Annotated in this window: 28 protein-coding genes; 22 read left to right on the top strand and 6 right to left on the bottom strand. The window is 70.8% G+C overall.

What is annotated here, in order from left to right; translation table 11 throughout:
- Positions 1-229 precede the first annotated feature (229 nt).
- Together ACFW9D_RS15995 and ACFW9D_RS15990 are read left to right on the top strand one after the other, a co-directional pair.
- Entirely contained in the window at positions 230-1,216 is a 987-nt protein-coding gene (locus ACFW9D_RS15995) for an isopenicillin N synthase family dioxygenase (protein ID WP_384622373.1), read from the top strand.
- Positions 1,217-1,220: 4 nt separating this feature from the next.
- Positions 1,221-2,600: a nucleobase:cation symporter-2 family protein gene (locus ACFW9D_RS15990; RefSeq protein ID WP_384622371.1), complete on the top strand. Its 1,380-nt coding sequence runs from the start codon at positions 1,221-1,223 to the stop codon at positions 2,598-2,600.
- Positions 2,601-2,649: 49 nt separating this feature from the next.
- Here ACFW9D_RS15990 and ACFW9D_RS15985 read toward each other — a convergent pair whose 3' ends face one another.
- Positions 2,650-3,279, bottom strand: a complete 630-nt coding sequence (locus tag ACFW9D_RS15985) for a type III effector protein (protein WP_384622369.1) — start codon at positions 3,277-3,279, stop codon at positions 2,650-2,652.
- 129 nt (positions 3,280-3,408) lie between these two features.
- On the opposite strand from ACFW9D_RS15985, the gene ACFW9D_RS15980 reads away from it, so the two are divergent.
- From ACFW9D_RS15980 to ACFW9D_RS15945, 8 genes are all read left to right on the top strand, one after another.
- A complete protein-coding gene (locus ACFW9D_RS15980) occupies positions 3,409-3,840 on the top strand; it encodes an Hsp20/alpha crystallin family protein (RefSeq protein WP_384622367.1) in 432 nt (143 codons plus the stop codon).
- Between the two features lie 103 nt (positions 3,841-3,943).
- Entirely contained in the window at positions 3,944-4,339 is a 396-nt protein-coding gene (locus ACFW9D_RS15975) for a DUF2267 domain-containing protein (RefSeq protein WP_384622365.1), read from the top strand.
- A 59-nt stretch (positions 4,340-4,398) separates the two neighbouring features.
- On the top strand, positions 4,399-4,842 hold the full coding sequence (locus ACFW9D_RS15970) for a DUF2267 domain-containing protein (RefSeq protein WP_384622362.1): 444 nt from the start codon (positions 4,399-4,401) through the stop codon (positions 4,840-4,842).
- Positions 4,843-5,364: 522 nt separating this feature from the next.
- Positions 5,365-5,862 carry a hypothetical protein gene (locus ACFW9D_RS15965; RefSeq protein WP_384622359.1) on the top strand — a complete coding sequence of 166 codons (498 nt, stop codon included), beginning with the start codon at positions 5,365-5,367 and terminating at the stop codon, positions 5,860-5,862.
- A 198-nt stretch (positions 5,863-6,060) separates the two neighbouring features.
- Positions 6,061-7,722, top strand: a complete 1,662-nt coding sequence (locus ACFW9D_RS15960; RefSeq protein ID WP_384622356.1) for a hypothetical protein — start codon at positions 6,061-6,063, stop codon at positions 7,720-7,722.
- The gene (locus ACFW9D_RS15955) at positions 7,719-8,453 is read left to right on the top strand and encodes an ABC transporter ATP-binding protein (RefSeq protein WP_384622353.1); all 735 of its coding nucleotides are present in this window, start codon (positions 7,719-7,721) and stop codon (positions 8,451-8,453) included. The genes ACFW9D_RS15960 and ACFW9D_RS15955 overlap by 4 nt, the downstream gene beginning before the upstream one ends.
- Entirely contained in the window at positions 8,450-9,667 is a 1,218-nt protein-coding gene (locus ACFW9D_RS15950) for an ABC transporter permease (protein WP_384622350.1), read from the top strand. The genes ACFW9D_RS15955 and ACFW9D_RS15950 overlap by 4 nt, the downstream gene beginning before the upstream one ends.
- A 164-nt stretch (positions 9,668-9,831) precedes the next feature.
- A complete protein-coding gene (locus ACFW9D_RS15945; RefSeq protein WP_384622348.1) occupies positions 9,832-10,038 on the top strand; it encodes a hypothetical protein in 207 nt (68 codons plus the stop codon).
- 159 nt (positions 10,039-10,197) lie between these two features.
- Here ACFW9D_RS15945 and ACFW9D_RS15940 read toward each other — a convergent pair whose 3' ends face one another.
- Entirely contained in the window at positions 10,198-10,902 is a 705-nt protein-coding gene (locus tag ACFW9D_RS15940) for a hypothetical protein (RefSeq protein WP_384622345.1), read from the bottom strand.
- A gap of 241 nt (positions 10,903-11,143) precedes the next feature.
- Between ACFW9D_RS15940 and ACFW9D_RS15935 the strand changes: the two genes are divergently transcribed.
- On the top strand, positions 11,144-11,959 hold the full coding sequence (locus tag ACFW9D_RS15935; protein WP_384622342.1) for a BTAD domain-containing putative transcriptional regulator: 816 nt from the start codon (positions 11,144-11,146) through the stop codon (positions 11,957-11,959).
- Between the two features lie 46 nt (positions 11,960-12,005).
- Here the strand turns inward: ACFW9D_RS15935 and ACFW9D_RS15930 are convergent, their stop codons facing one another.
- A complete protein-coding gene (locus tag ACFW9D_RS15930) occupies positions 12,006-12,467 on the bottom strand; it encodes a hypothetical protein (protein WP_384622339.1) in 462 nt (153 codons plus the stop codon).
- Positions 12,468-12,623: 156 nt separating this feature from the next.
- Between ACFW9D_RS15930 and ACFW9D_RS15925 the strand changes: the two genes are divergently transcribed.
- The gene (locus ACFW9D_RS15925; protein ID WP_384622337.1) at positions 12,624-13,292 is read left to right on the top strand and encodes a hypothetical protein; all 669 of its coding nucleotides are present in this window, start codon (positions 12,624-12,626) and stop codon (positions 13,290-13,292) included.
- A gap of 96 nt (positions 13,293-13,388) precedes the next feature.
- On the opposite strand, the gene ACFW9D_RS15920 is transcribed toward ACFW9D_RS15925, so the two are convergent.
- Positions 13,389-14,507, bottom strand: a complete 1,119-nt coding sequence (locus ACFW9D_RS15920) for a serine hydrolase domain-containing protein (protein WP_384622335.1) — start codon at positions 14,505-14,507, stop codon at positions 13,389-13,391.
- A gap of 188 nt (positions 14,508-14,695) precedes the next feature.
- On the opposite strand from ACFW9D_RS15920, the gene ACFW9D_RS15915 reads away from it, so the two are divergent.
- The 9 genes from ACFW9D_RS15915 (at position 14,696) to ACFW9D_RS15875 (ending at position 21,283) form a co-directional block, all read left to right on the top strand.
- Positions 14,696-15,370 carry a TetR/AcrR family transcriptional regulator gene (locus ACFW9D_RS15915; protein ID WP_384622332.1) on the top strand — a complete coding sequence of 225 codons (675 nt, stop codon included), beginning with the start codon at positions 14,696-14,698 and terminating at the stop codon, positions 15,368-15,370.
- A gap of 80 nt (positions 15,371-15,450) precedes the next feature.
- A complete protein-coding gene (locus tag ACFW9D_RS15910) occupies positions 15,451-15,969 on the top strand; it encodes a HEAT repeat domain-containing protein (protein ID WP_384622329.1) in 519 nt (172 codons plus the stop codon).
- A gap of 281 nt (positions 15,970-16,250) precedes the next feature.
- On the top strand, positions 16,251-16,967 hold the full coding sequence (locus tag ACFW9D_RS15905) for a flavodoxin family protein (protein ID WP_384622326.1): 717 nt from the start codon (positions 16,251-16,253) through the stop codon (positions 16,965-16,967).
- Between the two features lie 77 nt (positions 16,968-17,044).
- A complete protein-coding gene (locus tag ACFW9D_RS15900; RefSeq protein WP_384622323.1) occupies positions 17,045-17,983 on the top strand; it encodes a YcxB family protein in 939 nt (312 codons plus the stop codon).
- A gap of 72 nt (positions 17,984-18,055) precedes the next feature.
- A complete protein-coding gene (locus ACFW9D_RS15895; RefSeq protein ID WP_384622320.1) occupies positions 18,056-18,577 on the top strand; it encodes a hypothetical protein in 522 nt (173 codons plus the stop codon).
- A gap of 25 nt (positions 18,578-18,602) precedes the next feature.
- Positions 18,603-19,463, top strand: coding sequence for a helix-turn-helix transcriptional regulator (locus ACFW9D_RS15890; protein WP_384622319.1), 861 nt, complete (start codon positions 18,603-18,605; stop codon positions 19,461-19,463).
- Positions 19,464-19,545: 82 nt separating this feature from the next.
- A complete protein-coding gene (locus ACFW9D_RS15885) occupies positions 19,546-20,301 on the top strand; it encodes an SDR family oxidoreductase (RefSeq protein WP_384622316.1) in 756 nt (251 codons plus the stop codon).
- Positions 20,302-20,369: 68 nt separating this feature from the next.
- Positions 20,370-20,495, top strand: coding sequence for a hypothetical protein (locus ACFW9D_RS15880; RefSeq protein ID WP_384622313.1), 126 nt, complete (start codon positions 20,370-20,372; stop codon positions 20,493-20,495).
- Positions 20,492-21,283, top strand: a complete 792-nt coding sequence (locus tag ACFW9D_RS15875; protein ID WP_384622310.1) for an alpha/beta fold hydrolase — start codon at positions 20,492-20,494, stop codon at positions 21,281-21,283. Before ACFW9D_RS15880 ends, ACFW9D_RS15875 begins: the two co-directional genes overlap by 4 nt.
- Before the next feature lie 10 nt (positions 21,284-21,293).
- On the opposite strand, the gene ACFW9D_RS15870 is transcribed toward ACFW9D_RS15875, so the two are convergent.
- Together ACFW9D_RS15870 and ACFW9D_RS15865 are read right to left on the bottom strand one after the other, a co-directional pair.
- Positions 21,294-22,070, bottom strand: a complete 777-nt coding sequence (locus tag ACFW9D_RS15870) for an aldo/keto reductase (RefSeq protein WP_384622307.1) — start codon at positions 22,068-22,070, stop codon at positions 21,294-21,296.
- A gap of 134 nt (positions 22,071-22,204) precedes the next feature.
- Positions 22,205-23,758, bottom strand: coding sequence for an alpha/beta hydrolase (locus ACFW9D_RS15865; RefSeq protein WP_384622304.1), 1,554 nt, complete (start codon positions 23,756-23,758; stop codon positions 22,205-22,207).
- Between the two features lie 257 nt (positions 23,759-24,015).
- Here ACFW9D_RS15865 and ACFW9D_RS15860 point away from each other — a divergent pair, with 257 nt between their 5' ends.
- The gene (locus ACFW9D_RS15860) at positions 24,016-24,354 is read left to right on the top strand and encodes a hypothetical protein (RefSeq protein ID WP_384622301.1); all 339 of its coding nucleotides are present in this window, start codon (positions 24,016-24,018) and stop codon (positions 24,352-24,354) included.
- Positions 24,355-24,457 lie beyond the last annotated feature (103 nt).

The raw sequence follows: 24,457 nt of genomic DNA, 5'->3' as shown, positions 1-24,457 counted from the left end.
CTTGTTTTCGGGTGGCTAAACAGCCCCCCCCCCCCCTTAAACACACCCGGGGCTGCCGGCCCCCCGCGGGGGGGCCCCCCCCCCGGGCCCCCCCACCAGCCCACGGCGCCGGGCCCACGACGGGGCCCGCCGTGACCGTGCACGCGCGCATCTGAGTGCCCGCGCTGGGGATCGCAGGGGCGGTGACTGCATCCCGTAGCAACTCCGTGTCAGAGGAGCGACAGCCGCGATGACGAACACCACGTACACACTGGACGAGTTGGCCAAGGAGACCCGCATGGGCGGGGCCGGGACGGAGACGTCCGCCCGGGAGATCCGCCGCATCGACCTCAGCGACTTCGAGCGCCGGAAGGCGGAGATCACCGAGGAACTGTGGGCCGCCGCGACCGACATCGGCTTCTTCCAGCTGGTCGACCACGGCATCGAACCCGGCGCCGTGGACGCCGCGTTCGCCGATGCCGAGGCCTTCTTCGCCTTGCCGGAGGAGACCAAGGCGCGGCACGGTCTGAAGAAGGGGCTCAACTCCGGCTGGGAGTCGATGACCCAGGTGCGTCCCTCGATCGGGACGCCCGACCAGAAGGAGTCGTACCAGCTGACCCGTCCGCACATGGAGGGGCTGTGGCCGGACGACGTGCTGCCCGGGTTCCGGGAGCGGATGCTGGCGTTCGAGGGTCGCTGCCGGGACCTGGCGATGCGGGTGCTGTCCTGCTTCGCGGACAGGCTGGGGCTGCCCGAGGGGTTCTTCGCGCGCGCCCACGACCCGGCGAGCCCGCAGTACCAGTCGACGCTGCGGATGCTGCACTACTTCGCCGTGCCCGAGGATGCCGTGATCCCGGCGAACGTGTGGCGGGCCGGGGCGCACACCGACTTCGACTGCCTGACGCTGCTGTTCCAGCGGGACGGGCAGGGCGGGCTGCAGGTGTGCCCGGGCAAGGAGGCCGAGGCGCAGGAGTGGACGGCTGTCGAGCCGGCGGACTCCGTGATCACCTGCAACATCGGGGACATGCTGATGCGGTGGAGCGACGACCGGCTCCCGTCGAACTTCCACCGGGTCAGGTCACCGGGGCCTGACGACGACCGGTCGGCCCGCCACAGCATCGCGTTCTTCGCCCAGGCCGACCGTGACGTGGTGATCGAGGGTCCGGAGGGCCGGTACCCGCCGATCACGGCGGCCGACTACATCCAGCAGCGCATCGCTGCCAACTTCGCGCGATAGGTAGGTGATTGACGTGACGATTCCCGCGAAGGGCGGACAGCCGTCCGGTCTCGGGCGGCTCGCGGTGCTGGGGCTCCAGCACGTGCTGGTGATGTACACGGGGTGTGTGACCGTGCCGCTGGTGTTCGGTGCGGCGGCCGGGCTCGATGCCGCGACGATCGCCGTCCTGATCAACGCCGATCTGCTCGTCGCGGGCGTCGTCACGATGATCCAGGGTGCCGGTGTCGGCCGCTTCCTCGGGGTGCGGATGCCGGTGATGGCGGGGGCCGCGTTCACCGCGGTGACGCCGATGATTCTGATCGCCGGGGAGTACGGCCTTCAGGCCGTGTACGGGTCGATGCTCGCGGCCGGAGTGTTCGGGCTGCTGATCTCCTATCCGTTCGCGAAGGCGGTCCGCTTCTTCCCGCCGCTGGTGAGTGGCGTGGTGATCACGGTGGTGGGGCTTGCCCTGATCGGCGTGGGCGTGAACCTGGTCGTCGGGAACGACCCGAAGGCCGCCGATCACGCGGCGCCTTCACGGCTCGCGCTGGCCGCGTTCGTCGTCGTCGTGATCCTCCTGGTGGCGCGGTTCGGGCGAGGATTTCTCGCTCAAACCGGCGTGCTGCTGGGCCTGCTGGCGGGGACGGCGGTCGCCGTCCCGCTGGGCCTGGTGGACTTCTCCGCGGCACGGACGGCGGACTGGATCGGGGTCAGCGCCCCGTTCCACTTCGGCGCCCCGGAGTTCCCCGCGGTCGCCGTGCTGTCGATGTGTGTGGTGATGCTGGTCCTCTTCGCCGAGTCGACGGCCGATCTGATCGCGGTCGCGGAGCTGACCGGGAAGCGGCTGTCCACCGCCGACATGGCACGCGGGCTGGCCGCGGACGGGCTCTCCGGGGTGCTGGGAGGCGTCATGAACGCCTTCCTCGACACGGTGTTCGCGCAGAACGTGGGCCTGGTGACGATGACGAAGGTGCGCAGCCGGCACGTCGCGACGATCGCGGGCGGCATCCTCGTGGTCCTCGGCCTGGTTCCCAAACTCGGGGCGCTGGTCGCCGGGTTGCCGCAGCCGGTGGTCGGCGCGGCGGGGCTCGTGATGTTCGCGACGGTCGCCGCGGTCGGTATCGACACGCTCCGCAAGGTCGACTTCGACGGCACGCACAACCTGCTGATCGTCGCGGTGTCGATCGGCTTCGGCATGGCACCGGAAGTGGCACCGGACCTGTACTCACGCTTCCCCGAGGGCGTCGGCATCGTCCTCGGATCACCGGTGACGAGTGCGACGCTGCTGGCCTTCTGCCTGAACCTGGCGTTCAACGGCGGGAGTCCACGACGCGACGCCGGGCTCGTGAGGGTGCCCGTGGCGGAGGTGCGGCGCGAGGCGCCGGCAGGGCGGACGGGAGCCTGACAACAGGCCCGGAGTCGCCCCGGGGGGCGACTGGATCGTCTTCTCGTGTCTACGGGGCCGTGAGGGTGTCGAGCCGGGCGGCGAGATCGGGATGGGCGGCGGCCAGGTGGGGGCGGGTGGCGACCAAGGGTGCGATGAGGTCGGCGGCATCGTCGTGGGCGAGGGCCGCGTGGAGCTCGCCGAGCGGGCGGCGGGCAGCGGCAGGCAGGTCGGTGAGCGCCGTGATCTGTCCGGCGAGCCGGCGCAGGTCGGCGGCATTGTGGCGGGCCCGGGCCGCCGCGGTGCGGTCGGCGGCACGGGCCTGGCGGGTGGCCGTCACGCGCTGTTCGCCCGTGGTCCCGGCCGGGCCGGGGCGGCCGCGCAGGTAGCGGCGCTCGGCTGCCTGTCGGCTGGCGACGCCGAGGGGCGGGGCGAGGTCTGCCCAGCTGGCGCCCGCGTCACGGGCCGTTTCGATCAGGCAGGTCTCCCATCCAGCGAGCCGTTCGCGTACCTGCCGCAGCAGCAGCAACGAGGCCAGTGCCTGCTCCGGGCCCGGCCCGGCGTCGGAGGCGTCCGGGGCATCCTGCTGGGCTTCGCGCAAGGCGTCGTCGATGGCGTTGAGGGCTGTCGCGGCGGCGAGGAACGACGCCGGGCCTGGGGCGTCGGTGCCGTTCGTGGACGGCTGGTCGGCAGGGGTCACGGACGCCTCCCTGGCGCTTGTCATCGAACTGACGACATCATGTTTGTCATCCATTGGATGACATGTTACAACGGTGTCAGTGAGGCGCATTGGCAGCAACTGCCTGAACCTGCTGGAGGTGTTTTCACGATGTTGATGCGCACTGACCCCTTCCGTGAGCTGGACCGGCTGACGCAGCAGCTGATGGGTCCGGGGACCTGGTCGAGGCCGTCGGCGATGCCGATGGACGCCTACCGCGAGGGCGACGAGTACGTGGTGGCCTTCGATCTCCCCGGCGTCACCGCGGACGCGATCGACATCGACGTCGAGCGGAACATGCTGACGGTCAAGGCCGAGCGCCGACCGATGGCGAAGACCGACGACGTGCAGATGGAACTGTCCGAGCGGCCGCTGGGAGCCTTCTCCCGCCAGATCGTGCTCGCCGACACGCTCGACACCGAGCACATCAAGGCCGACTACGACGCGGGCGTGCTCACCCTGCGCATCCCGATCGCCGAGCGCGCCAAGCCCCGCAAGATCTCCATCGGCGTCGGGACCGGCCACAAGGAGATCTCCGGCTGACACCGGCCGGACAGGTGCGGAGGACGGACACCTGGTCTCCCCCTCCATCCCGCCCTCCGCACCCCGCGGGCAGTTCGAAGAGCAACAAGGGGTGGCGGCCGAGATGACCCTGCGACACGAAGCCTTCCTCGACCACGTCAAGGAACGTGGCCGGTACGGCACTCGAGAGGAAGCCGAACGCGCGGCCCGCGTGGTGCTCGCCCTCCTGGGAGCGCACCTGGTCGGCGAAGTCCGCGCCCGGCTCGCGGCTCGCCTGCCGGAGGAATTCGCCCTGATCCTGCTCAACCCGCTGCAGAGCGCCGAACCGCTCTCGCCGGAGCGGTTCGTGCGAGCGATCGCGGCGTGGATCGAGGGCGCCACCGAGCAGACCGCGACCCGGGACGTCAGTGCCGTGCTCTCCACGGTCGCCGACACCGCCGCGGATGACCTTCTCAAGGAGATCCTGCTCCAGCTCCCCGCAGGCTACGACCTGCTCTTCGGCCGCCCCCAACCCACCTGACCACCGGTGCCGCGCGTCGGCACCGTCCAACCCTGGCTTGACGAAAGGCATGCACCGCAGTGATCACCGACGCGCGCGTTCCGGTTGAGCAGCAGCAGCCGTTCGGGGCGGCGTATCAGCAGATGCTGGAAAGGGTCCGCTACGAAGGGGCCTACCCCACCCGCGAGAGAGCGGACGAGGTCGTCCGCCTGGTCCTTTCGGGGTTGGGCCGTCAACTGACCGGCGACGAACGTGTCGACCTGGCCGCCTGCCTGCCCCTGGAGGCCGCACGCGTCCTGACCTCGCAGATCCCCGACCTCCAGCCGCTGACCGGCTGGGCCTTCGTCAAGGACCTCGCCGCCCGCTCCGGCACCTCCCTGGCCACCACCCGCTGGGACACCGGCTCCGTCTTCGCCGCCGTCGCCGCCCACGCCGGCCCCCACCTCATGACGCGCATCCTGCACCAACTCCCCTCCGGCTACGCCCTGCTGTTCGGCAAGGCCGAACTCAACGCGGCCGCGTAAGACGGAAGTTGGCACTCGCGGCCGGAACAGGGCCCACGCCCGCCCGGCAAGCCGTCTGACTCGGCACGGTCCCCCGATCCGCGCGATCGGGGGACTTGGCGCCTTTACCTCGGACGCCGGAGTCCACCCCGACGTATGCGGAGAACGCCCCCCGTGACCTCGCCGGCGTCAGCCCTCAGCCCGCGGAGCAATCCCTCAGTTCAGTCTCCGGCCTACCGTTGAGAACCGCATCGCCGCAGGTCGATCCGTCGACGACGGCCGGGCGGCCAGGGCCCGCACTCAGAGAGTCCGCCGCTGCCCACCCTCTCGGCGCGGCCGAATTGGACTCCCTCCCCCAGAGACCGGTTCCACCCTTTCCGTGTGACGCGCGTCACGTTCCGGTATTCGCCTCGCAAAGCTGCACGGAGATATCGAGAGCCGGTAGAAAAAGCGGCGCACACCGACCGAGGAATTCAGGTGGGCACCGCACACGGTTTCCCGACCGGGTGACCGCTCTCGATATCTCACGGGGAGACAATCGAAATGAACAACGGCATACGCACGCGCCTGATGTCCGGGGCTGCCGCCGCCTTCGCGGCCGGCGCCCTCGTGCTGGCGGGTTCGCCCGCGCACGCCACCTCGGCGTCCACGCAGGTGGGCCTCCCGGGCGGAAACAAGATCACCGTCAACTCCTGGCACTGCAACACCTACGTGAAGTCCTGCTCCTGGAAGGCCTCCACGAAGATGTCCGGGTCGCACCCGAAGCAGGCGGCCTGGATCCAGAACCGCGCCGAGCTCAAGGCGCACGGCTTCCGCGTCTCCGTCAAGATCTCCAAGAACCCCGAGGCCACGCTCACGATGAAGAGCAAGTCCCTGGGCGTGGTGCGGTGGAAGAACCACACCGCACGGATCGCCGACACCTACGGCAAGATGACGCCGAGCAAGGCCACGATCTACGTGTCGACGAAGAGCTGCGGCTCGGCCAAGGTGACCAGCCGGATCAAGGTCAGCGAGAAGTGCGCTTACGCGGGAGCCGCGTGACCCGTGTTCGCCCCGGCGGACCCAGGCGTCTGACTTGAGTACATGAAAGTGCCGCACCGTCAGGGCCCGACGGTGCGGCACCTTTTTGCGACCTTGATATTCCCTGAAACTCCATCTCCCCTGAAAAGGGAAACAGCGCACGGGGGACCTTCGATGAAATTCGGCGCAGCAAAACACGGAAAAGACGGAACGAAGCGCATGTCCATCCTGATGGGCGTGGTCATGTGCGCCCTCCTCACGACCTCGTGCGGCGGGTCCGCGTCCGAGCGGTCCGGCGCCCGCGACTCTGCCGCCGCACGACAGTTCGACCGCCTGGTCAGCAAAGAGAACGGGTACTACTACCACCCGTTCCTGCGGCAGCAGCCTGCCGGACCCCAAGCCCAGTCCTTCGCCCTGCGGACCCTGTCCGAACTCGGCCATGCACCCCGGGTCCGCATGAATGCCGCCGAGGTCAGATCGTGGCGTCAGGGAGCGCTGGAGACCTCGTCGCTCTGGGGCCGGGACTGGCTGATCCCTCTCTGGCAGGCCGGCGCCGACCGGGCGCTGGGACGGCGTGACGCCACTGACGTCAACGAGACCCGCGCCAAGGGCGGTTGGTATGTCGACTCCGCGCTCGGCGACGACGACGAGGCGGCGCGCCTCGGATCCACCTGGGCCGCTCTCGGTGTGCTCGACGCACTCGGGCAGCTGGACGACCTCCCGTCCGCGGACCGGGCCGCCACCGTCGCCTGGCTCGGCTCGGTGGCCGAGAGGCCGCACGCTCTCGACCAGAGCAGCGCCCTGGCCGGCTCGCTCCGGCTGCTCAAGCAGCCCGTCCCCACCGCCCTCGCCCAGGTCACGGCCCCGCGCACCGGCGACTTCGCGGACCTGTCCCCCGACGCGCGGGCGACACGGCTCGCCGACACCTACAGCTACGTACTGATCCGGGAGGCGGCGGGCAAGCCCGCGGTCGTCGATCGCACGGTCTGGGAACCGGTGCTTCGGGACGGCGCGGCGATACTCCCCTACGAGCAGCTCTACCAGCTCGTCCACGTGCTGAAGGCGGCCGGGACACCGCGGTCCGCCTTCGCCCCGGTCCTCGATCGGCTCGACGGCGCGCGGCTGGACGACGGAACCGTCCGCGAGCCCGACGCTTTCATCGGCGATCCGGAAGCCTCTCTCTTCGTCCAACGGCTGCGCGCACTGGCCGGCTTCCCGCGCCGGGACCCCGGCCTGCTGCGGGCCATGGACCGCGAGGAGAAGTCCGGCACCGCGAGCCCCGAGGCCGCCGAGCGACTGGACCGGGCCGCTCTGCGCGCCGTCACCGAGGACAGCGCCCCGGGCGACACCGTTCGACGGCTGTGCGCGGATCCGAACGTGGTGCCCACGACCGTGACACCGCAGAACGCCACCGCCTGGCAGCGGACGGTCCTGACCTGCGCCGACGCAGGAGCGGAGACCGTCGATCCGGTGGTCCCCGCCTGGCGTCCGAACTCCGCGGACGCGGTGCTCGCCGCGGCCACACTCACCGTGGGACTCGCCGACAGCGACCGCCGCGACCTGGTCCCGTCCTGGATCACCGCCGAGTCCCTGCGACGGTGGGCGCGCGATCCGGCCCCGTTCGCTTCCCTCTACGACTACACCCTGGTCGTCCGAGCCCACGTCCTGCTCGGCGGTGCCCTGGACACACCGCTGCGCACGGCTCTCGCGCGGGCCGTCACCGCGCACCGGGGATGCCCCGGTCTGCCGGACCTGTACCAGGTCGGAGCCGGCGACAAGGCCTGTGACCTGAAGACCACCTGGGGCGTGTGGGCGCTCGACCATGAACTGGACGGCGCCATGGGCTGGTTGCCCGACGGGACCACGAGGAACGGAAAGTGAGCGAGAGCTTCGTGAGCGTGCTGCTGCGGGCCGAAGGTGTCAGCAAGTCCTACTCCCTGCGCGGCCGGAGGGTCGACGTCCTGCGGGATGCCGATCTCGCCGTGGAAGGAGGGAAGGTGACCGCTCTGGTCGGTCACTCGGGATCCGGCAAGACCACCCTGTTGCACATCCTCGGGCTGCTGACGCCACCGGACCGCGGCCGCGTGGTCGTCGACGGCGCGGCCGGCCCGGGCGGCGCCGGGCCCGTCGACACGACGGGCATGTCGGACCGTGCCCTGGCCGATCTGCGGCGCAGCCGGCTCGGGTTCGTCTTCCAGTCGTACAACCTGCTGCCCCAGCACTCGGCCCTGCGCAATGTGGCCCTGCCGTTCCGCGGCCGCCTCGCGGACGGCGAGCGGCGCGCCCGTGATCTGCTGGCCCGCGTGGGGCTCGCCGACCGGGCCCACCATCTGCCGAGCGAACTGTCGGGCGGCGAGCAGCAGCGGGTCGCGCTCGCCCGGGCACTGATCAACGACCCGCCCGTGATCCTGGCCGACGAGCCGACCGGAAACCTCGACACCGACAGCGAGGAACTCCTCCTCGGTCTCTTCCGCGAGCTGGCCGACGAAGGCCGCGCGGTGCTCCTCGTGACCCACAACCCGGCCGTCGCGGAGGCCGCGGACCGGGTGCATCTGCTCGAACGGGGCACGTTCGCCCCGGCCGGCCGTACGGAGACGGAGCGCGCGAAGTGAATACCTTCGGGATGGCCCTCGCCAACGTCCACGCCCTGCGCCGCCGCCTGTTCGGCCTCGTGGCCCTGGTCACGGTCGCCGCCGCCGTCTGTCTGGGCGCGCTGGGCATCGCCGACCGGGCGCAGGGCGCCGCCGACGCGGGCGTCCGGGAGAGCAGCGCCAACCGCAGCATCACCGTCGACCGGCCGGACGAGCGCCCCGACGCCCGGCAGCTGACGGACCGCACCGCGGCCCGGCTGGCGAAACTGCCGCGCGTCGCCTCCGTCCAGCCCCGCGCCCAGGCCTCGTTCGGTGTGCTGACCGAAGCGGGCGACACCGTTCTGCTGTACGCGACGACCTACCGTCCCGCGCTCCACCCGCCGGTCGTGAAGTCCGTCCGCGAGCACGTGTTCCCGCTGCGCCCCGGCGAGATCGTCGCGCCCGCCAAGTCCCAGGGCGTGGACCTGAGCGGACACGTCGGCGAAGACCTCGACATCGAGACCACGCGCTTCGTGCGCCAGGGCGAGGGGAAGGGGGTGCGCGACCGTGCTCGGCTCGTCGGTGTGTACGACCCGACATGGCAGTTGGACAACCCCGATGCCGCCTACGCCGCCGACACCACCGTGATCGCGTGGGCGGCACGTCGCGCCGGCGAACCCGAGGACCGCTACCTCTCCACCATCGGCTACGACCAGCTGACCGTGGTCGCCGAGACGGCGTCGGACGTGCCGCGCGTGACGAAGTCGGTGCAGGAACTGGGCTACCCCGCCGTCACGATCCAGCAGCAGCTCGACGCACTGCCCGCCGTCCTCGACATGGTCGGAGTCGTCGGCCGCGTGCTGCTCGGAGTGCTAGGCGTCCTCGCCTTCGTCGGCGCCGTGACCGTGACCGGTGCGCTGTCGCGGCAGCGCGCCCAGGAGATCGGCGTCCTCAAAGCGGTCGGTTTCCGCACCCGCGCGGTCCTGACGATGCTCGTCACCGAGATGGCTGTGGTCGGTGCCGTGGCCGCGCTTCTCGGCACGGCACTCGGCGCGGTCCTCGGCGGTGGCACCGCCGCTCTGCTGCGAGGCAGGGCGGATCTCGCACCGTATGTCAGTGGCTGGCTCGTGCTGCCCTCCGCGGATGCTCTGTGCCTGGTGCTCGGTCTGACGGTGCTGGTGGTGGCGACGGGCTCGGTGGTCCCGGCGCGCAGGGCGGCGCGCAAGTCCCCCACGGAGGCGATGAAGGACTGGTGACCGTCCTCCTGTTGGCAGGATCGTGCACGGAGAACGTCAGGAGGCTGCCAACGGGAGCTCTGTGGGAGGGGAAGGATCGCTGCGATGCTTCGGGGGCGCCCGGGGATCAGGCCCCGGACGGCTCTCGAGAACGCGGCGCCGCACGGCGCCGGGAGGGAAGGCCCATGATGCGTACCGTCACCAGCAGGCTCGGCCGGGGGTTCACGGCGGCGGTGCTGACTGTGCTGACGGCGACGGGGGCGTGCGCCGCCGTGGCCGTCGACTTCGCGTCCGCGAGCGGCGACGGCACCGTGGTGTCGAAGCCCTGCTTCGACCCCAAGGACCCTGCCTGCGGGCCGGCCAACGGCTGGCAGGAGAAGCCGAAGTCCTGATCTCGCGGCGGGAGGGCCCCACGCGGGCGGGTCGAGCGGTCCGGGCGCCGAGCACGGTGCCCGGACCGTCGCATGTGCCGCGCCTCTTCCCCGATCACATCAGGAGCAGGGTCCGTGTGCCCTTCGGCGGACGGCCCGCACGGGCCCTGCCCGTGGATGTCAGATCCAGCCCCGTTCACGGGCCAGCAGCGCCGCGTGGGCACGATTCTCCGCGCCGAGGATCCGGATCAGCTCCGATATGTAGCGGCGATACGTACGCAGGGCCGTGCCGACCTGGCGCGCGCCGGTCTCGTCCTTGCTGACCGTGCACATGTCGTCCGCGACCGCGGACGCGCGGACCAGGTTGCGCACGACGACGCCGCGGCGCAGGCAGCGCAGATCGAGCGGGCGCGCACTCTCGATGTTCTCCGGGGTCAGCGCGTCGTACGGCTCGCAGGCCAGAATCTCCGAGCGTGCGAAGAAGGCCAGTTCGTCCAGGCGTTCACGGATGGCGGGCAAGCCGATCAGCCGCTCCACCGGGGCGTGTTCGGCGTCCGGGCTCCGCTCGGACGACTCGAGCGTCAGCGAGTCCACGATGGGACGCAGGTCCGAGAGCGTGCGAATGGCGTGGTAGAGCTCCTCCAGCCGTTGCTGGGCCAGCCGGTTCACGACCACGTCAGGGGTGTGCGGCCACACCTTGCCGCCGTCCTCGCGAAGGACGTGCAGTTCCCGCAGCCGGCGCACGGCCGCGTCCAGCACGATCGGTTCCTGCCTCGACAGAACGTGCACCTCGGAGAGCTCGGCTCCGGGGCTGCGCAGCAGCAGCCGGTAGACCTCCTCCTCCACCGCCGTGATGCCGAGGACGGCCATGTGATGCGCGGGCAAGCGTCGCTCCGTGGGGGATGGGCGGGGATGAGTCCGGCCGGCGAATGATGCCTGGAGCCTAGAAGTCGCGATCTGCGAGGTGGAAGCCGTCACCTTGCCCGGTGACCGACCCGTGGCGTCCCTGTGACAGGCGTGACAGGACATCAACAGGCAGCATGTTCCGCCCGGTTGACCAGATCTGGCCACCCTTCCTGGCCCCTCGGCACCGCGGCCACCTGCGATATTCGGTGTCGACCGAGGCATGGCGCAGTTCACGGGAGGCAAGGACCAGATGCTCTTCAGACTGCTGGGGCCGGTGAGGATCGCCGGCGCGACCGAGATGCAGTCCAGCGCCCGGCGGGCGCTGCTCACCGCACTCCTGCTGCGCCGGGGGCAGTTCGTGGGCATGGACGAGTTGGTGGAGCTGTTGTGGCCCGCCCCGCCGAGCTCCGCGGTGGCCAACCTCAGAAGCCACCTCACCGGACTGCGCCGCACTCTGGACTCCGCGCAGCCGGGCCTGAGCAAGCGCCTCACCACCAGCCGAGGCGCGGAGACCGGGTACGCCCTCCGCGTCGACGCGGACGAGATCGACCTGTCCCGCTTCCTGCGGCTCGCCCGGCAGGGGCGTGAGCTGCTCGCGGCGGGACAGCACCAGCGTGCGGTCGGCGTCCTCGGCGAGGCCCTCGCCCTCTGGCGCGGCCCGTTCGGTCAGCGGCTGCCCGCGACACGGTGGTTCCACGCACACACCCTGGGCCTCAACAACACGCGCCTCGAGGCCTGCCAGAACTACTTCGCCGCGTGTCTGCTGACTCAGCGCACCGAGATGCTCCCGTACCGCATCGAGACGGTGCTGGCCGGAGCCCCGCACCGGCAGCGCCTGTGGCAACTGCTCGCCGCGTCGTACTGCGCCCAGGGTGACGTACCCGGCGCTCTGGGAGTGATCGAGCGCTGCCGGACCGTCTTCGCCGAGGACCTCGGTCTCGACGTACCACCCGGCGTCGAGGCCATCCGCGCGGCCGCACTCACGTGGGACACGGCCCGGGCCCACCGTCTGGTGGTCGAGATGGCGCGGCTGTGACGGTGGACCCCGGCGAAGGCAACGGCGGCCTCGGCGACGCGGCCTTTCAGTCGTAGAAGAAGAGCTCGAGGTCTTCGACGGACCCCGGCCCGGTGAGGAACCCCTCAGCCTTCGCGATCTCGCCTTCCGGCGGCAGCTGGCCCTTCAGAAGCTGCCGCATCCATATCTCTCCCTGCTCGGCGACCGAGTAGATGCCGGACAGCAACTCGGCCATGCCCGCAGGGTGCGGTGGGCGGCGCCCGGCGACTGGTTCAAGCACCCATCCGCCTGCCCGGGCGGCGAGTCGCAGCACACCGGCCCAGTTCGCGATTCTCCCGATGCGTACGTGCCAGGGGTCGTCGGTGAACGGGGCCGTCCGGCCACCCGAGAGGGCGTTGGTGGCGGCGCCGATGTCCCGGATGATCTGCCGTTCCACGTCGTCACGGACCCAGCGCCCTTCCTGCGCTTCCTCGATGGCGGCCTCCCACCACTCCCAGCCGCCGTCGATTCGGTCCGCGAAGGTATCCATGGGCACAGGCTTCCACGCATGACGCCGGACCGGTCCCCCTCCCTTCCCACTCTCTGCCAACCGCCCAGCGAAGACAAGACTGCAATTTTTGCCGTCGGACCAGGACACTCGTTCCCGAGCGGAGGGTCTGTGCCGCTCTCCAACGGGAGGACACTCATGCCAGACGTGTGGGATCCACATGGCAGCCTTCGCCGCGCGTTGTGGATCGGCGGCGCCCAGTGGTCGGGCAAGACCACCGTCGCCGAAATCGTCGCGAGGCACCATGGGTTGACGGTGTATCACTACGACTACCACGACGCCCGTGGACACCAGGACCGCCGGATCGCGCGTCGAATCGCTCTGGGCGAGCCCGTGGAGGATCCCACCCCCGACGAGGTCTGGACGGGCCAGAGCCCAGAGGCGATGGCTGCCGAGACACTCGCCGGCTTCCCGGTCCGCTTCGAATGGGCGCTGGACGACCTGCGCGCACTGTTCACCGGCCGGCCGGCGATCGCTGAGGGATGGGGGCTACGGCCGGAGCTGGTCGCGCCGCTGCTCGACTCGCCCCGGCGCATGCTCGTCCTGGTCCCCACCGAGGACTTCCGCCGGCACCAGCTCCGGACCCTCCCCCGCGCGGGAACGCTCAACGCCCCTGTCGCGGACCCGGCCCGCGCCCAGGCCAACCGCGTGGCCCGTGACCGGCTGGTCGCCGAGGACGCCGTACAGAACGCCCGCCGCCTCGGCATTCGCGTCATCGAAGTCGACGGAACACTCGACGCGGTGGCGGTGGCGGCGGAGGTCGCCGAGCATTTCGCTCCGTACCTCGGCGCGGCGACGGCTGAATGACCGTTCACCCCCGGAGGTCGGACGAGGAACGAGCTCTCAGAGCTCGACCAGGGCCGCGCCGCCTCACTCGGCTTGCGGTGTCGGGTGGCGGGCCGGTCAGCCGTACATCGCCACGCGGTACAGAGCCTCAAGGGCGGCGTCGATGGGGTGGGGCTGGGGGTTTCCGGAGGAGTCGAGTCTGTTCCACCGCTGCATGTTCACCGCGACGGCCATCTGCCGCTCACCGTCGACCCGGATCATGGCCAGCGCACCGCCGCCCCAGACCGAGCCGCCGTTGCCCCAGAACGTGGGCTGCCCCGGCTCCTTCATCGGGTAGAGGCCGAGTCCGTACTCGATCATCGTGCCCGCGTGGGAGATGACCGGGCCGGTGCGCTGCATCCGCGCCAGTGACGCCGGGCTGACGATCTCGCCGGCCAGCAGCAGGCGGTAGAAGCGGTTGAGGTCCGCGACGGTCGAGATCAGCGAGGCCGCCGGGGCCGTCCAGGACATGTCGTAGACGCTGTAGTCGCGCAGTGGGTCGATCATGCCGAACCACGCCTCGTAGAGCTGCGAGTGAGGCTCGCCGACGTACGGTCCGGCGGGGAACCCGGTGTCCCGGAGCCCGGCGCGCTCGATGACGTTCCGGGTGATGTACTGCTCGGCCGCGGTGCCGGTCACCTGTTCCAGGAGCTGGCCGAGGAGCAGGTAGTTGGTGTTCGAGTACACCCCCGGAGCACCGCCGGGGGTGCCGACGGCGGGTGCGGTGACCCCCATCTCGATCAGTTCGAGGGGGTCGAAGTGCGTGAAGCGGAGGTCGTCCAGGCTCTGGGGGCTGGTGTCGGCGACGGCGGGGAGCGCCTTGAGGGAGGGGTAGGCGTACGGGAGGTACTCGGCGAGGCCGCTCGTGTGGTTGATCAGCATTTCGACCGTGATCGCGTCACCGCGCTCCCCGGGGACCAGCTCGGGGAGGTACCGGCCGATCGGTGTGTCGAGCCCGATCCGGCCGGCCTCGGCCAGGTGCAGGATCGCGGCGGAGACGAAGGTCTTGGTGATGCTGCCGACTCGGTGGCGCATGCCGGCGGTCACGGGGCGGCCGGTGGCGACATCCGCGACGCCCGCGGCGCCACGCCAGACCTGGTCGCCGCCCCGTACCTCGGCGAACAGGCCCGGCATCCCGGCGCGGTGGACGTTCTCGATGGCCGCGTCCAGCGCCGCCAAGTCCAGTGAGTTCCTCACGACAGGCTTCCTTTCGCATGGCTCGAGGTGAGCTCCGTTCCGGTCGCCCGGGTTCGGGCGGCTGGGCACGCGTGGCATGTCGGCCCACGTGCTGCCGGCGTGCTCGCCCTGCCCACGTCCTCATTATGCACGCACCGCGTGCAACACCAAGTGCATAGGCTAGAGTTGGGCCTGACGAGAGGGGCGAAATGGCAGGTCGAAGGCGTTGGGCGACGGAGGAGATCCTGGACGCGGCAGCGGAGTTGCTGCGCACGAGCGACGCGGAGTCGTTCAGCGTGCGCAAGCTCGCCGCGACCCTGGGGACCGATTCCTCCAGTCTCTACCGGCACTTCCGCAGCAAGACCGAACTGCTGCGCGCGGTCGCCGACCGGATCCTCCTGGCCTCCATGGACGGCTACCGCGCCCAGGGTGACTGGCGGCAGCGACTCACCGCCCTGGCTCTTCGCGTGAGAGAGGCCTTCGGTCAGCAGCCCCAACTCGCCGCGATCTGGGGGCGATACGCGTCAGGCGGCGCCGGCTCCCGCATGGTCATGGAAGAGGTGTTGCAGGCCCTGCGCGTGGCCGGGCTGCCCGACGAGGAGATCCCGGCGCACTACCACCGGCTCGCTGTCCTCATCTCCGCGCTGATCGCCTCCGAAGCCGGAGTCAGCACCATCACTGCGGAAGAGCACGAGCAGGGCATGGAACTGTTCCGCGTCGCGGTACTCGGCGCCGACCCCGAACGCTTCCCCACCCTGGCCCACTTCGCCCGTGACGTCCGCCCGCTCGGGGCAGACCGCCGCGCCGCGTTCGAGGAGATCCTCGCCGCCCAGCTCGCACACATCGAGACCGCCATCGGCGCGAGCCGGTCGACCCCTTCGTGATCGTGCGGCCCCGGGTCCCGGTCCTGCCCGGCTTGCACGCTCAGATGCCCACCACAGGACGCACAGGAGGCGGTCAGGCGATGTCCCCCGAGGAGCAGGACCTGGTGATGGGCCTCGTATTCGCACCGGGCTCGCCTCCGACGCGCACGATCGACGAAGTGCTCGCCCACTTCGGCGAGACCGACGGCGGGGCCTTGGCGCTCCGGCTGCTCCGGGACGCCATGGAGCGCCGGGACGCCGACGACGTCGAGATGGCATTGATCATCAAGGCCGCCGCCGGCGCCCCGCCCGATGACTTCCTGGAGCCTCTGACCGAGCTGTTCCCCGCCGAATGGCACAGGGAGCACGAGGACATCGTGTCCACGCTGGCCAGGCTCCGCTCCCCCGAGACCTTGCCGACGCTGATCCTGGCGACCCACTGGGTTCCCGAGCGCCTGGACTGGGACGAGAACCGGGCACTCGCCGTGAAGGCGATCTGGGCTCTCGGCGCCCTTCCCGGCAGGCAGGTCCGGGAAGTTCTTGAGGGGTTGCGTGACGACGAGGACGAGATCATCCGTGAGAACGCGCTGAGGCAGCTCGCACGGCGCGGCGAGCTCTGAGCACGGAGCCGAGGCAGGGGCCACGGATCTCAGTGGTGTCGAGGAGAACCCTTCAGCCCCTGGACCGGCCGACAGGACTCCCCCGCGCCGCCGGGGCGGGGCCACCTGAGTGATCAAGAGCCCTGCTTCTCCACCTCACGTGCGGCGCTCCGCCCCTTCGCTCCGTGAGGCGAGAGAGTGGGTGGGATTGTCGGCGGAACCGACCCGGAGCTGTCGTGGCATCGGCAGCCCGGGAGTGCTCCGCCACCGGACCACTCACTCGCCCGCGAGGGGACGCATCGATGAACGACACCGCCACGTCCTACCGTGATCTCCGCGCTCTGGTGATCAATTGCACGCTCAAGCGGTCGCCGGAGCGCAGCCACACTCAGGGGCTGATCGACATCAGCACCGGCATCATGGAGCGGCAGGGCGTCGAGGTCGAGGTGCTGCGGGCGGTGGACCTCGACCACGCGACCGGCGTGTGGCCCGACATGACCGAGCACGGGTGGGAAACCGACGAGTGGCCCGCCGTCTACGAGAAGGTGATGGCCGCCGACATCCTCACGTTGGCCGGACCCGTGTGGCTGGGCGACAACTCCTCGGTCATGAAGAGGGTGATCGAGCGCCTGTACGCCTGCTCGTCGATCCTCAACGACCGCGGCCAGTACGCGTATTACGGGCGCGTGGGCGGCTGCTTGATCACCGGCAACGAGGACGGCGCCAAGCACTGCGCGATGAACGTCCTCTACAGCCTCCAGCACCTCGGGTACGTGATCCCGCCGCAGGCCGACGCGGGCTGGGTCGGCCCGGCCGGTCCCGGCCCGTCCTACCTCGACCCCGGCTCCGGCGGGCCGGAGAACGACTTCACCAACCGCAACACCACCTTCATGACCTGGAACCAGCTCCACCTGGCCCGCATGCTCAAGGACGCAGGCGGCATCCCGGCGCACGGCAACCAGCGCTCCGAGTGGGACGCCGGTTGCCGCTTCGACTTCGAGAACCCCGAACACCGCTGAGCCGCCTCGCCTCCCGCGAGCTCGGATCTTCAAGGGGACCTCTACGATCCGGTTGATCACCGAACCGGGGAGGGGACATGGCCGAGGGCCGGGAAGCGGACGCGGTCGCCGAGAGACCGGTGGAGCTGGCCTACCGTCCGACCATCAGCGAACTGACGTCCGCGCTGCGGGCTCGCGCCCGCATCACGAGGGCGGGGCGTGTTCAGCGCCGGGCACTGATCTGGACGGTGGCGGTCACGGCCGTCGGTGTTCTGCTGTCGGCGGCCGGCTCCGGCCACCGGGACACCCCGTGGCCGCTGTACGCAGGCGTGGTGGGCTTCGTCGCCTTCGCCACGGCGATGCCGTGGTTGCAGGCGCGCCGCCTCCACCAACTCGCGGAGCGACAGGGCGACATCCGCGGGACGGTCGACGACACGGGAATCCGGCTCGCCACCGCGCACAGCTCGACCAGCCACAGCTGGCACCTGTACGCGCGCTACGTCGAGACGCCGGAGCTGTTCGTGCTTCTCAGCGCCGACCGTTCCTCCGTCGGCCTCGCCGTCCTTCCCAAACGGGCCGTGGCGGCCCCAGAGGAGCTGGACCGGCTCCGGGCCGTCCTGGACCGGCGTCTCGTGCGCGCGGATACCGCCGGGACGTCGGGAAGTCCGCGGAGCCGGGGCCGAGCGGTCGCTCGCGGGGCCGGCTCCGTCGGAATGTTGCTGCTGGGGCTGCTGCTCTTCTTCTTCGCCTTCGCCGCCGTCCAACAGGTCACGCACCCGGACCGCTTCCCTGGCATCCAGAACAACACCGCGCCGATCTCGGTGGTCATGCTCGGCCTGGGGACGCTTGCGATCGCCGGGGCCTGGTGGCTCGTGCGGCGGATGGCCGTCATGCGGATCGTGACCGCCGTACTCGCCGCCCTTGCCCTCGTTGCCGGTGGCGCCGCCCTGTACCGGGTCGCGCCGATGCTCCACTGCTGGGGCTCGGACCGGATCGCCCGCGACGCCGGGGGCGCCTACGCCTGCTACGACCTCTGAGCCAGGAACCGGGCCGACGGCCAGCGGCGTGTTTCCCCACACTGATGTGACGGAAGAGGGCGAGGTGTCACCATGCGTCGGTCGCGTGTCGTGGCGACGGGTGCGCTGGCGATGGTGCTGGCGGGGGTGTGGACGGTGTGTGCCGAGTGGCCCGGTCAGACCTCCACGGCGAAGCGGATCGGCTGGAACGGGTTGATCGAGCTGGAGGACGGGCGCCGTGTGTCGGCGCGGTTCACGGACAAGGGGCTGTACGAGCGCCACCAGCGCACCAAGGGCGGCCCCTGGTCCGCGCCCAAACTCCTCTACCCGCGCGGGGATTCCGACTGCGGTGCCGAGCTGAGCGCGTACGGGGACACCGTCGCACTCGTCGCCGGGTACAGCTCCGGCTGCCACGCGGGAGAGCCGGCCGAGGTGGTGATCGCCGGTGTCAGCAGCGGCGACCTCGATGAGTGGGAGACCGACACCACCGAGGGCATGGACGCGTGGCGGACGACGCGCTTCTCGTTGACCGGATACCGGGTCGTCTTCCGGTCGCCCGGCGGTGCGGGGACCGACGAGCTCAGCTGGCGACAGAGCATCGGTTTCACCGGCTGAGCAGGCACGTGCCTAGGATGCCCGTATGGAGATCAGCCGGCTTTCCGCCGAGGCGCGGGCACGACGTACCGCCGAGATACGGGAGTTCCTGCGGTCACGGCGGGCCCGAGTCTCGCCGGGCGAGGCCGGGTTGGCTGTCGGTGACGTCCGCTCGCGCCGGACCCCCGGGCTGCGTCGCGAGGAGGTCGCGGTGCTCGCCGGGGTCGGGGTGTCCTGGTACACGTGGCTGGAGCAAGGGCGCGAGATCAATGTGTCCGCGGACGTGCTGGACTCCATCGCACGGGTGCTGCGCCTGGACGGCACCGAGCGCGAGCACCTGTATCTGCTGGCCGGGCTGAATCCGCCGCGGGCGCTTCCGGCGGCGGGCCGTGTCGTATCCGACGCGCTGCGCCAGGTGATCGACTCCTGGCTGCCGCGTCCGGCGTATCTCATCGACCCGCACTGGAACCTGATCGCGGTCAACCGCGCCGCCGAGCTGGTCTTCGGCTACCGCGAGCACGATCACAACTGTCTGGTCACCTTCTTCACCGGCGCCCGGTACCGGTCGTCGCTGTGCCATTGGCGGGACGCCGCCGAGTCCATCGTCGGGCAGTTCCGGGCGGACGCGGCCCGCTACCCGGACGACCCGGAGTTCGGCCGGATCGCCGCCGACATGTGCGCCGTCAGCCCGGAGTTCGCCGAGCTCTGGGCGGAGCACACCGTCCGCGATGCCGTCAGTGGAGCCAAGACCGTCCTTCATCCGGATGCCGGTGAACTCTCCTTCACCTACACCGCGTTGACCCTCCCGGAGCTGCCCGGACACCGCCTCATGCTGCACACCCCGACGAACGGTTCGGGCACACAGGAGCGACTGGACGCCCTGCTGCAGGCTGCCGTGGTCGGGTAGGCCGGAGTGTGAGGGTGGTGGTGGCAGACCCAGGTTCGTCCCGCACTGTCAGGGCTGTGGCCGGCCGCGCAGGATCGTCGGCATGAAGCGATTCACGAACCACACGGTCCTGATCACCGGCGGCACCTCGGGCATGGGCCTGGCCACCGCCCGACGCCTGCTCGACGAGGGCGCCTACGTCGTCATCACCGGACGCGACGAGGCCCGCCTCGACAAGGCGTCCGCCGAACTCGACGCCGCAGAACGCGTGTTGACCGTCCGGGCGGACGTCGCCGTACTGGCCGACCTGGACGCGCTGATGCGGCGGGTCGAGACCTGGCGGGGCAGCCTGGACGCGGTCTTCGCCAACGCGGGCACCGGCGTCTTCAAGCCCGGCGCCGAGATCACCGAAGCCGACTTCGACCACTCCACCGACGTCAACATCAAGGGCGTCTTCTTCACGGTCCAAAAGGCATTGCCGCTGCTGAAGGACGGCGGCGCGATCGTCCTCAACGCCTCCTGGACGCTGCACCGCGGCCTGCCCGTGGCCTCCGTCTACTCGGCGACCAAGGCCGCCGTGCACAACCTGGCCCGCACCCTCGGCTCCGACCTGGCCCCACGCGGCATCCGTGTCAACTCCGTCAGCCCCGGCTACATCGACACCGAGATGTACCGCGGCGCCAACACCGACCCCGACGCCGACGCCCGCAATGCCGCGCAGGTCCCCCTCGGCACCGTCGGCCACGCCGCCGATGTCGCCGCCGCCGTCGCCTTCCTCGCCTCGGCCGACGCCTCCTACATCACCGGCCAGGACCTCGTGATCGACGGCGGCCTGGTCGGCTCCCTGCCCAACCACTGACCTACCTGCCACAGCGATCGCACCTGGTCGGGGCGGCAGGCGTGGCGGCGGCATGCAACGATGCCGGGATGACTCTCCGATCACGTCTTCCGGCCTGGGCTGCCGCCGTTCCGGCCTTGTCCGCCGCGCTGTTCGGCCTGTTCGTCCACGTCCAGCACGACGACTCCGTCGCGGGCACCCTGGACCGACGATGACGTACACCACGACCCCTGACGGGACCCGCATCGCATACCAGGTCCAGGGCGACGGAGCGCCACTCGTCCTGCTGGCCGGCCAGGCCAACAACCACCGCTGGTGGAACTCGGTCCGCGCCGACTTCCACTCCGTCCGCAGCACCCTCACGCTCGACTACCGCGGCACCGGCGACAGCGACAAGCCCGACACCGCCCACAGCACCGAGCTGTTCGCCCAGGACGTCGTCGCCGTCCTCGACGACCTCGGCATCGACCGGGCCGACGTCTACGGCACGTCGATGGGCGGCCGGGTGGCCCAGCAACTCGCCGCCCGCCACCCGCACCGGGTCAACTCCCTCATTCTCGGCTGCACTTCACCCGGCGGCCCGCACAGTGTCGAACGCGACAACGACGTCCGCCGGGCCCTCGCCCAGCCCCGGCCCGAAGCCGCGCGGCAAGCCCTGCTGGAACTCATGTACACACCCCGCTGGCTCGCCGAGCACCCGGGTCCGCACCACACACTCGGTGATCCCGACATGCCCGCCCACTCCCGGCGCCACCACCTCTCGGCCGGCAACCGGCACGACGCCTGGGACCTCCTGCCGAGCATCGGCGCGCCCACGCTGGTTCTGCACGGAACCGACGACCTGCTCAACCCGACGGCCAACGCGCCGCTGCTGGCCGACCGGATCCCCGACGCCCGGCTCCACCTGATCCCCGGCGCCCGTCACGCCTACTTCGAGGAAGCCCGGACCCTCTCCGGCCGGCTGGTCCTGGACTTCCTCGCCGCTCCCCCGCGCCGGTCGTAGGGCCCGGTCGTCAGTTGACGGAGTCGAGCTTCGCCCGCTGCTGCGCGGTCAGTTCGAGGTCGACAGCGCCCAGGTTCTCGTCCAGTTGGGCCACCGACGAGGCACCGATGAGGGGGAGAACCGGGATGGCGCCGCCCATCAGCCAGGAAAGCACCACCTGGTTGACGGTGGCGCCGGTCTGAGCCGCCACTTCGCGGATCGCCTTCAGACGTGGCTGGGTGCCCGCGTGCTCGAAGCCCGGGCCGAGCGGCTTGTCGTCCCGTACGTAGGCGCCCGCGATCAGCGGCGAGTACGAGACCTGCGTGAGCTCCGGGTTGGCGCGCAGGTAGCTCAGCAGGTCACCACTGACCAGGCCCTGGTTGCCATCGGGCGAGCGCAGGCTCGGCAGATCGGTGCGCTGGCGCAGGTAGCTGTGGTGGTGCTGGAGCACCTCGTAGCCGGGCACGCCCGCCGCCGCGGCGACGACGCGAGCGCGTTCGACGCGCCAGGCCCAGTGGTTGCTCGCGCCGAGCAGCCCGGCCACGCCGTCCGCGACCACGTCGGCGAAGCCCTGGACGGTCTCTTCCAGCGGGGTGTGCTCGTCCATGATGTGCGCGTACAGCAGGTGGATCTTCTCGATGCCGAGGCGTTCGCGGCTGCGTTCGGCGGACTCGCGGACGACCTTGGCGGACAGGCCCTCGACGTCCTTGCTGAAGCCTGTGGTGGGCCGGTTGGGGCGGGCTCCCACCTTGGTGGCGACGGTGATCTCGTCGCCGACGCCCCGGCTCCTCAGCCAGCGTTCCAACAACTACGCGTTCTGGGTGAACGGCACGCAGGGAGGCGAGAGCGAGGAGCTGGTGGGACCTGATCCGTGAATCCGTGGACGGGCTCACGGGTGAGGACCCGCCGAGATGAGCCGCCCGAGGCGGACCGGGACGGGCCTCAGGACATGCTGCCCCGGCACACCGTCCCCGCCGCCGGGGTGCGGCCCGTGCGGAGGTAGTGGTCGACGGTCTTCATGACGCAGCGGTTCTGCGGGTAGCTGCCGTGGCCCTCTTCCTCGGCCGTCAGGAGCACGCCGACCCCCTCGCCCAGGGCGCGGGCCATGTGGCGGGCGCCGGGGTACGGAGTGGTGGGGTCGCCGGTGCCGCCGACCACGAGTACGGGCGCCGCGCCGTCGGCGTCCACCTGGGGCGTGGCGCGCTCGCCGTCGAACGGCCAGTCGTAGCAGAGGTAGATGCCCGTGGACCAGGCCGCGCCGAACACGGGTGAGGCGGCCTTGATGCGTGCCTCGTCCTTGTCGAGGCGTGCGAAGTCGGGCCGCAGGCTGGAGTCCGCGCAGGTGATGGCGGTCAGGGCGGCACGGCTGTTGTCGGGCGCGGTGGCGGCGCGGTCGGCTGAGCCGATCGTGTCGGAGCCCTTGTTCAGCGGACGGCCGTCGTTGTGGTCGATCAGGGCGGTGAGTGCTTTCGCGAGCGGCGCCCAGCCGTCCGTGCCGCGGTCGAGATGGTCGCTGACGGCGTACGCCAGGTCGTCGCCGTCGAGAGTCTTTCCGCCGCCGGCCGGGGCGGGCTTCTTCTCCAGGCGGTCGGCCAGGCGCGCCATGCGTCGCGCGGCCTCCTCGGGTCCGCTTCCGGTCGGGCAGTGGCGGATGCGGCCCGCGCAGTGCGCGGCGAACCGGTCGAACGCCGCCTGGACCGCCTTGACCTGCGACAGCTTCTTCTCGTCGAAGTCCTCGGTCGGGTCGACGGGCGCTTCGAGGACGAGCCGTCCGACGTGCGAGGGGTACAGGTGGGCGTAGTCCGCTCCGAGCGCGGTGCCGTACGAGACGCCGAAGTAGTGCAGTCGCTGGTCGCCGAGGAGGTAGCGCAGCAGGTCGAGGTCGCGTGCGGTGTGCGAGGTGCCCACGTACGGAAGGAACGCCCCGGAGTGCTCGGCGCAGGCGTCTCCCCCTTCGTAGCCGGTGTCGTGCGCGGTCTTCCCGCAGCGCACGGGGATGGTCGCGCCCACTCCGCGCGGGTCGAAGGAGACCAGGTCGTAGCGGTCGAGGAGGTGCTCGTACTGGTTGATGAGCTCGGGCAGTCCGCTCACGCCGGAGACGCCTGGGCCGCCGAAGTTGAGGACGAGCGAGCCGATGCGTCGGTTGTTCGGGCCGGTGGCCTTGCGGCGGATCAGAGCGACGTCGATCGTCCTGCCGTCGGGTTTCCGGTAGTCGAGCGGGGCCTTCATCGTGGCGCAGTCGTAGTCCGCGCGCGCGGCGGGCGGCGAGGTGCAGCGGGTCCAGCGGAGGTGCTGGCCGGTGGTGAGCCCGGCGGGCAGGCCGGCCGGCGGGTTGCTCGCGGTGAACTCCGTACGCGGCTGCGCACTCCGGCCGGAACCGTCGCGCTGGAGCCAGGCGGCGACGGCCCCGATCGCGACGAGGACCACCACGGCGATGACGCGCACCCCGATCGACAGGCCCGGTCTGCCGCTGCGCATCGGCTGTACGTCACTCATCGAACCCCCCGCGCTCCGGCCGTCGAACGAGTGCAGGGTACAAGCTGTCTCCGCTCCCCCGGGCCGCGTGGGACTTCATCCGTCGACCGTTCTCGGGCGTGGGAAGAGCCGGAGCGAGCTGATGTGAGATATCAGGGAGAGGCGAACCCGGTCGGGCTCAGGGGTGTATGACGGACAGTCGACGGAAGGCTGTCACCCGGGCCCGCTCGGCTCGTCGCCCCGCCGGTCCGGCACATCCAGAGACAGAAGGAGACACCGTGAGCGCGACCGTGACTGACGAACAGATCCGGGCTCTGGCCGAGACCGCGAAGCCGTACAGCGTGGCGCTGCTTCAGTGGGGGCCGGAGCGGACCATGGAGGGTGCGGACGCCGTCGAGCTCGAGCACCAGCGGCGCATGGTGTCACTGCGCGCCGAGGGCGTCATCGCGGTCCTGTGTCCGGTCGCCTCCGACACCCTGGCCGGCGTCGCGATCATGACTGTCCCGGCCGAGGAAGCCACGGAGATCATGGCCGGGGACCCCTGTGTGCGCGCCGGAATGATGCGCTGCGACGTCCACCCGTGCCACGGCTTTCCGGGAGACGCGCTGCCCGCCTGAGGCGTGCCACGAGCGGGATCCCCTCGCACCGGTGACGCGGGCCCGGGGGGGCGGTGGGGGGGCGGGGCCCGAGGGGGCGGGCGCGCGGGGGGTTATTTAGTGC

Source organism: Streptomyces sp. NPDC059524, assembly GCF_042749255.1.
GTDB classification, from domain to species: Bacteria; Actinomycetota; Actinomycetes; order Streptomycetales; family Streptomycetaceae; genus Streptomyces; species Streptomyces xanthii.
Note: the sequence above shows the minus strand (reverse complement) of the source record. Positions and strands in the feature narration are given on the sequence as shown.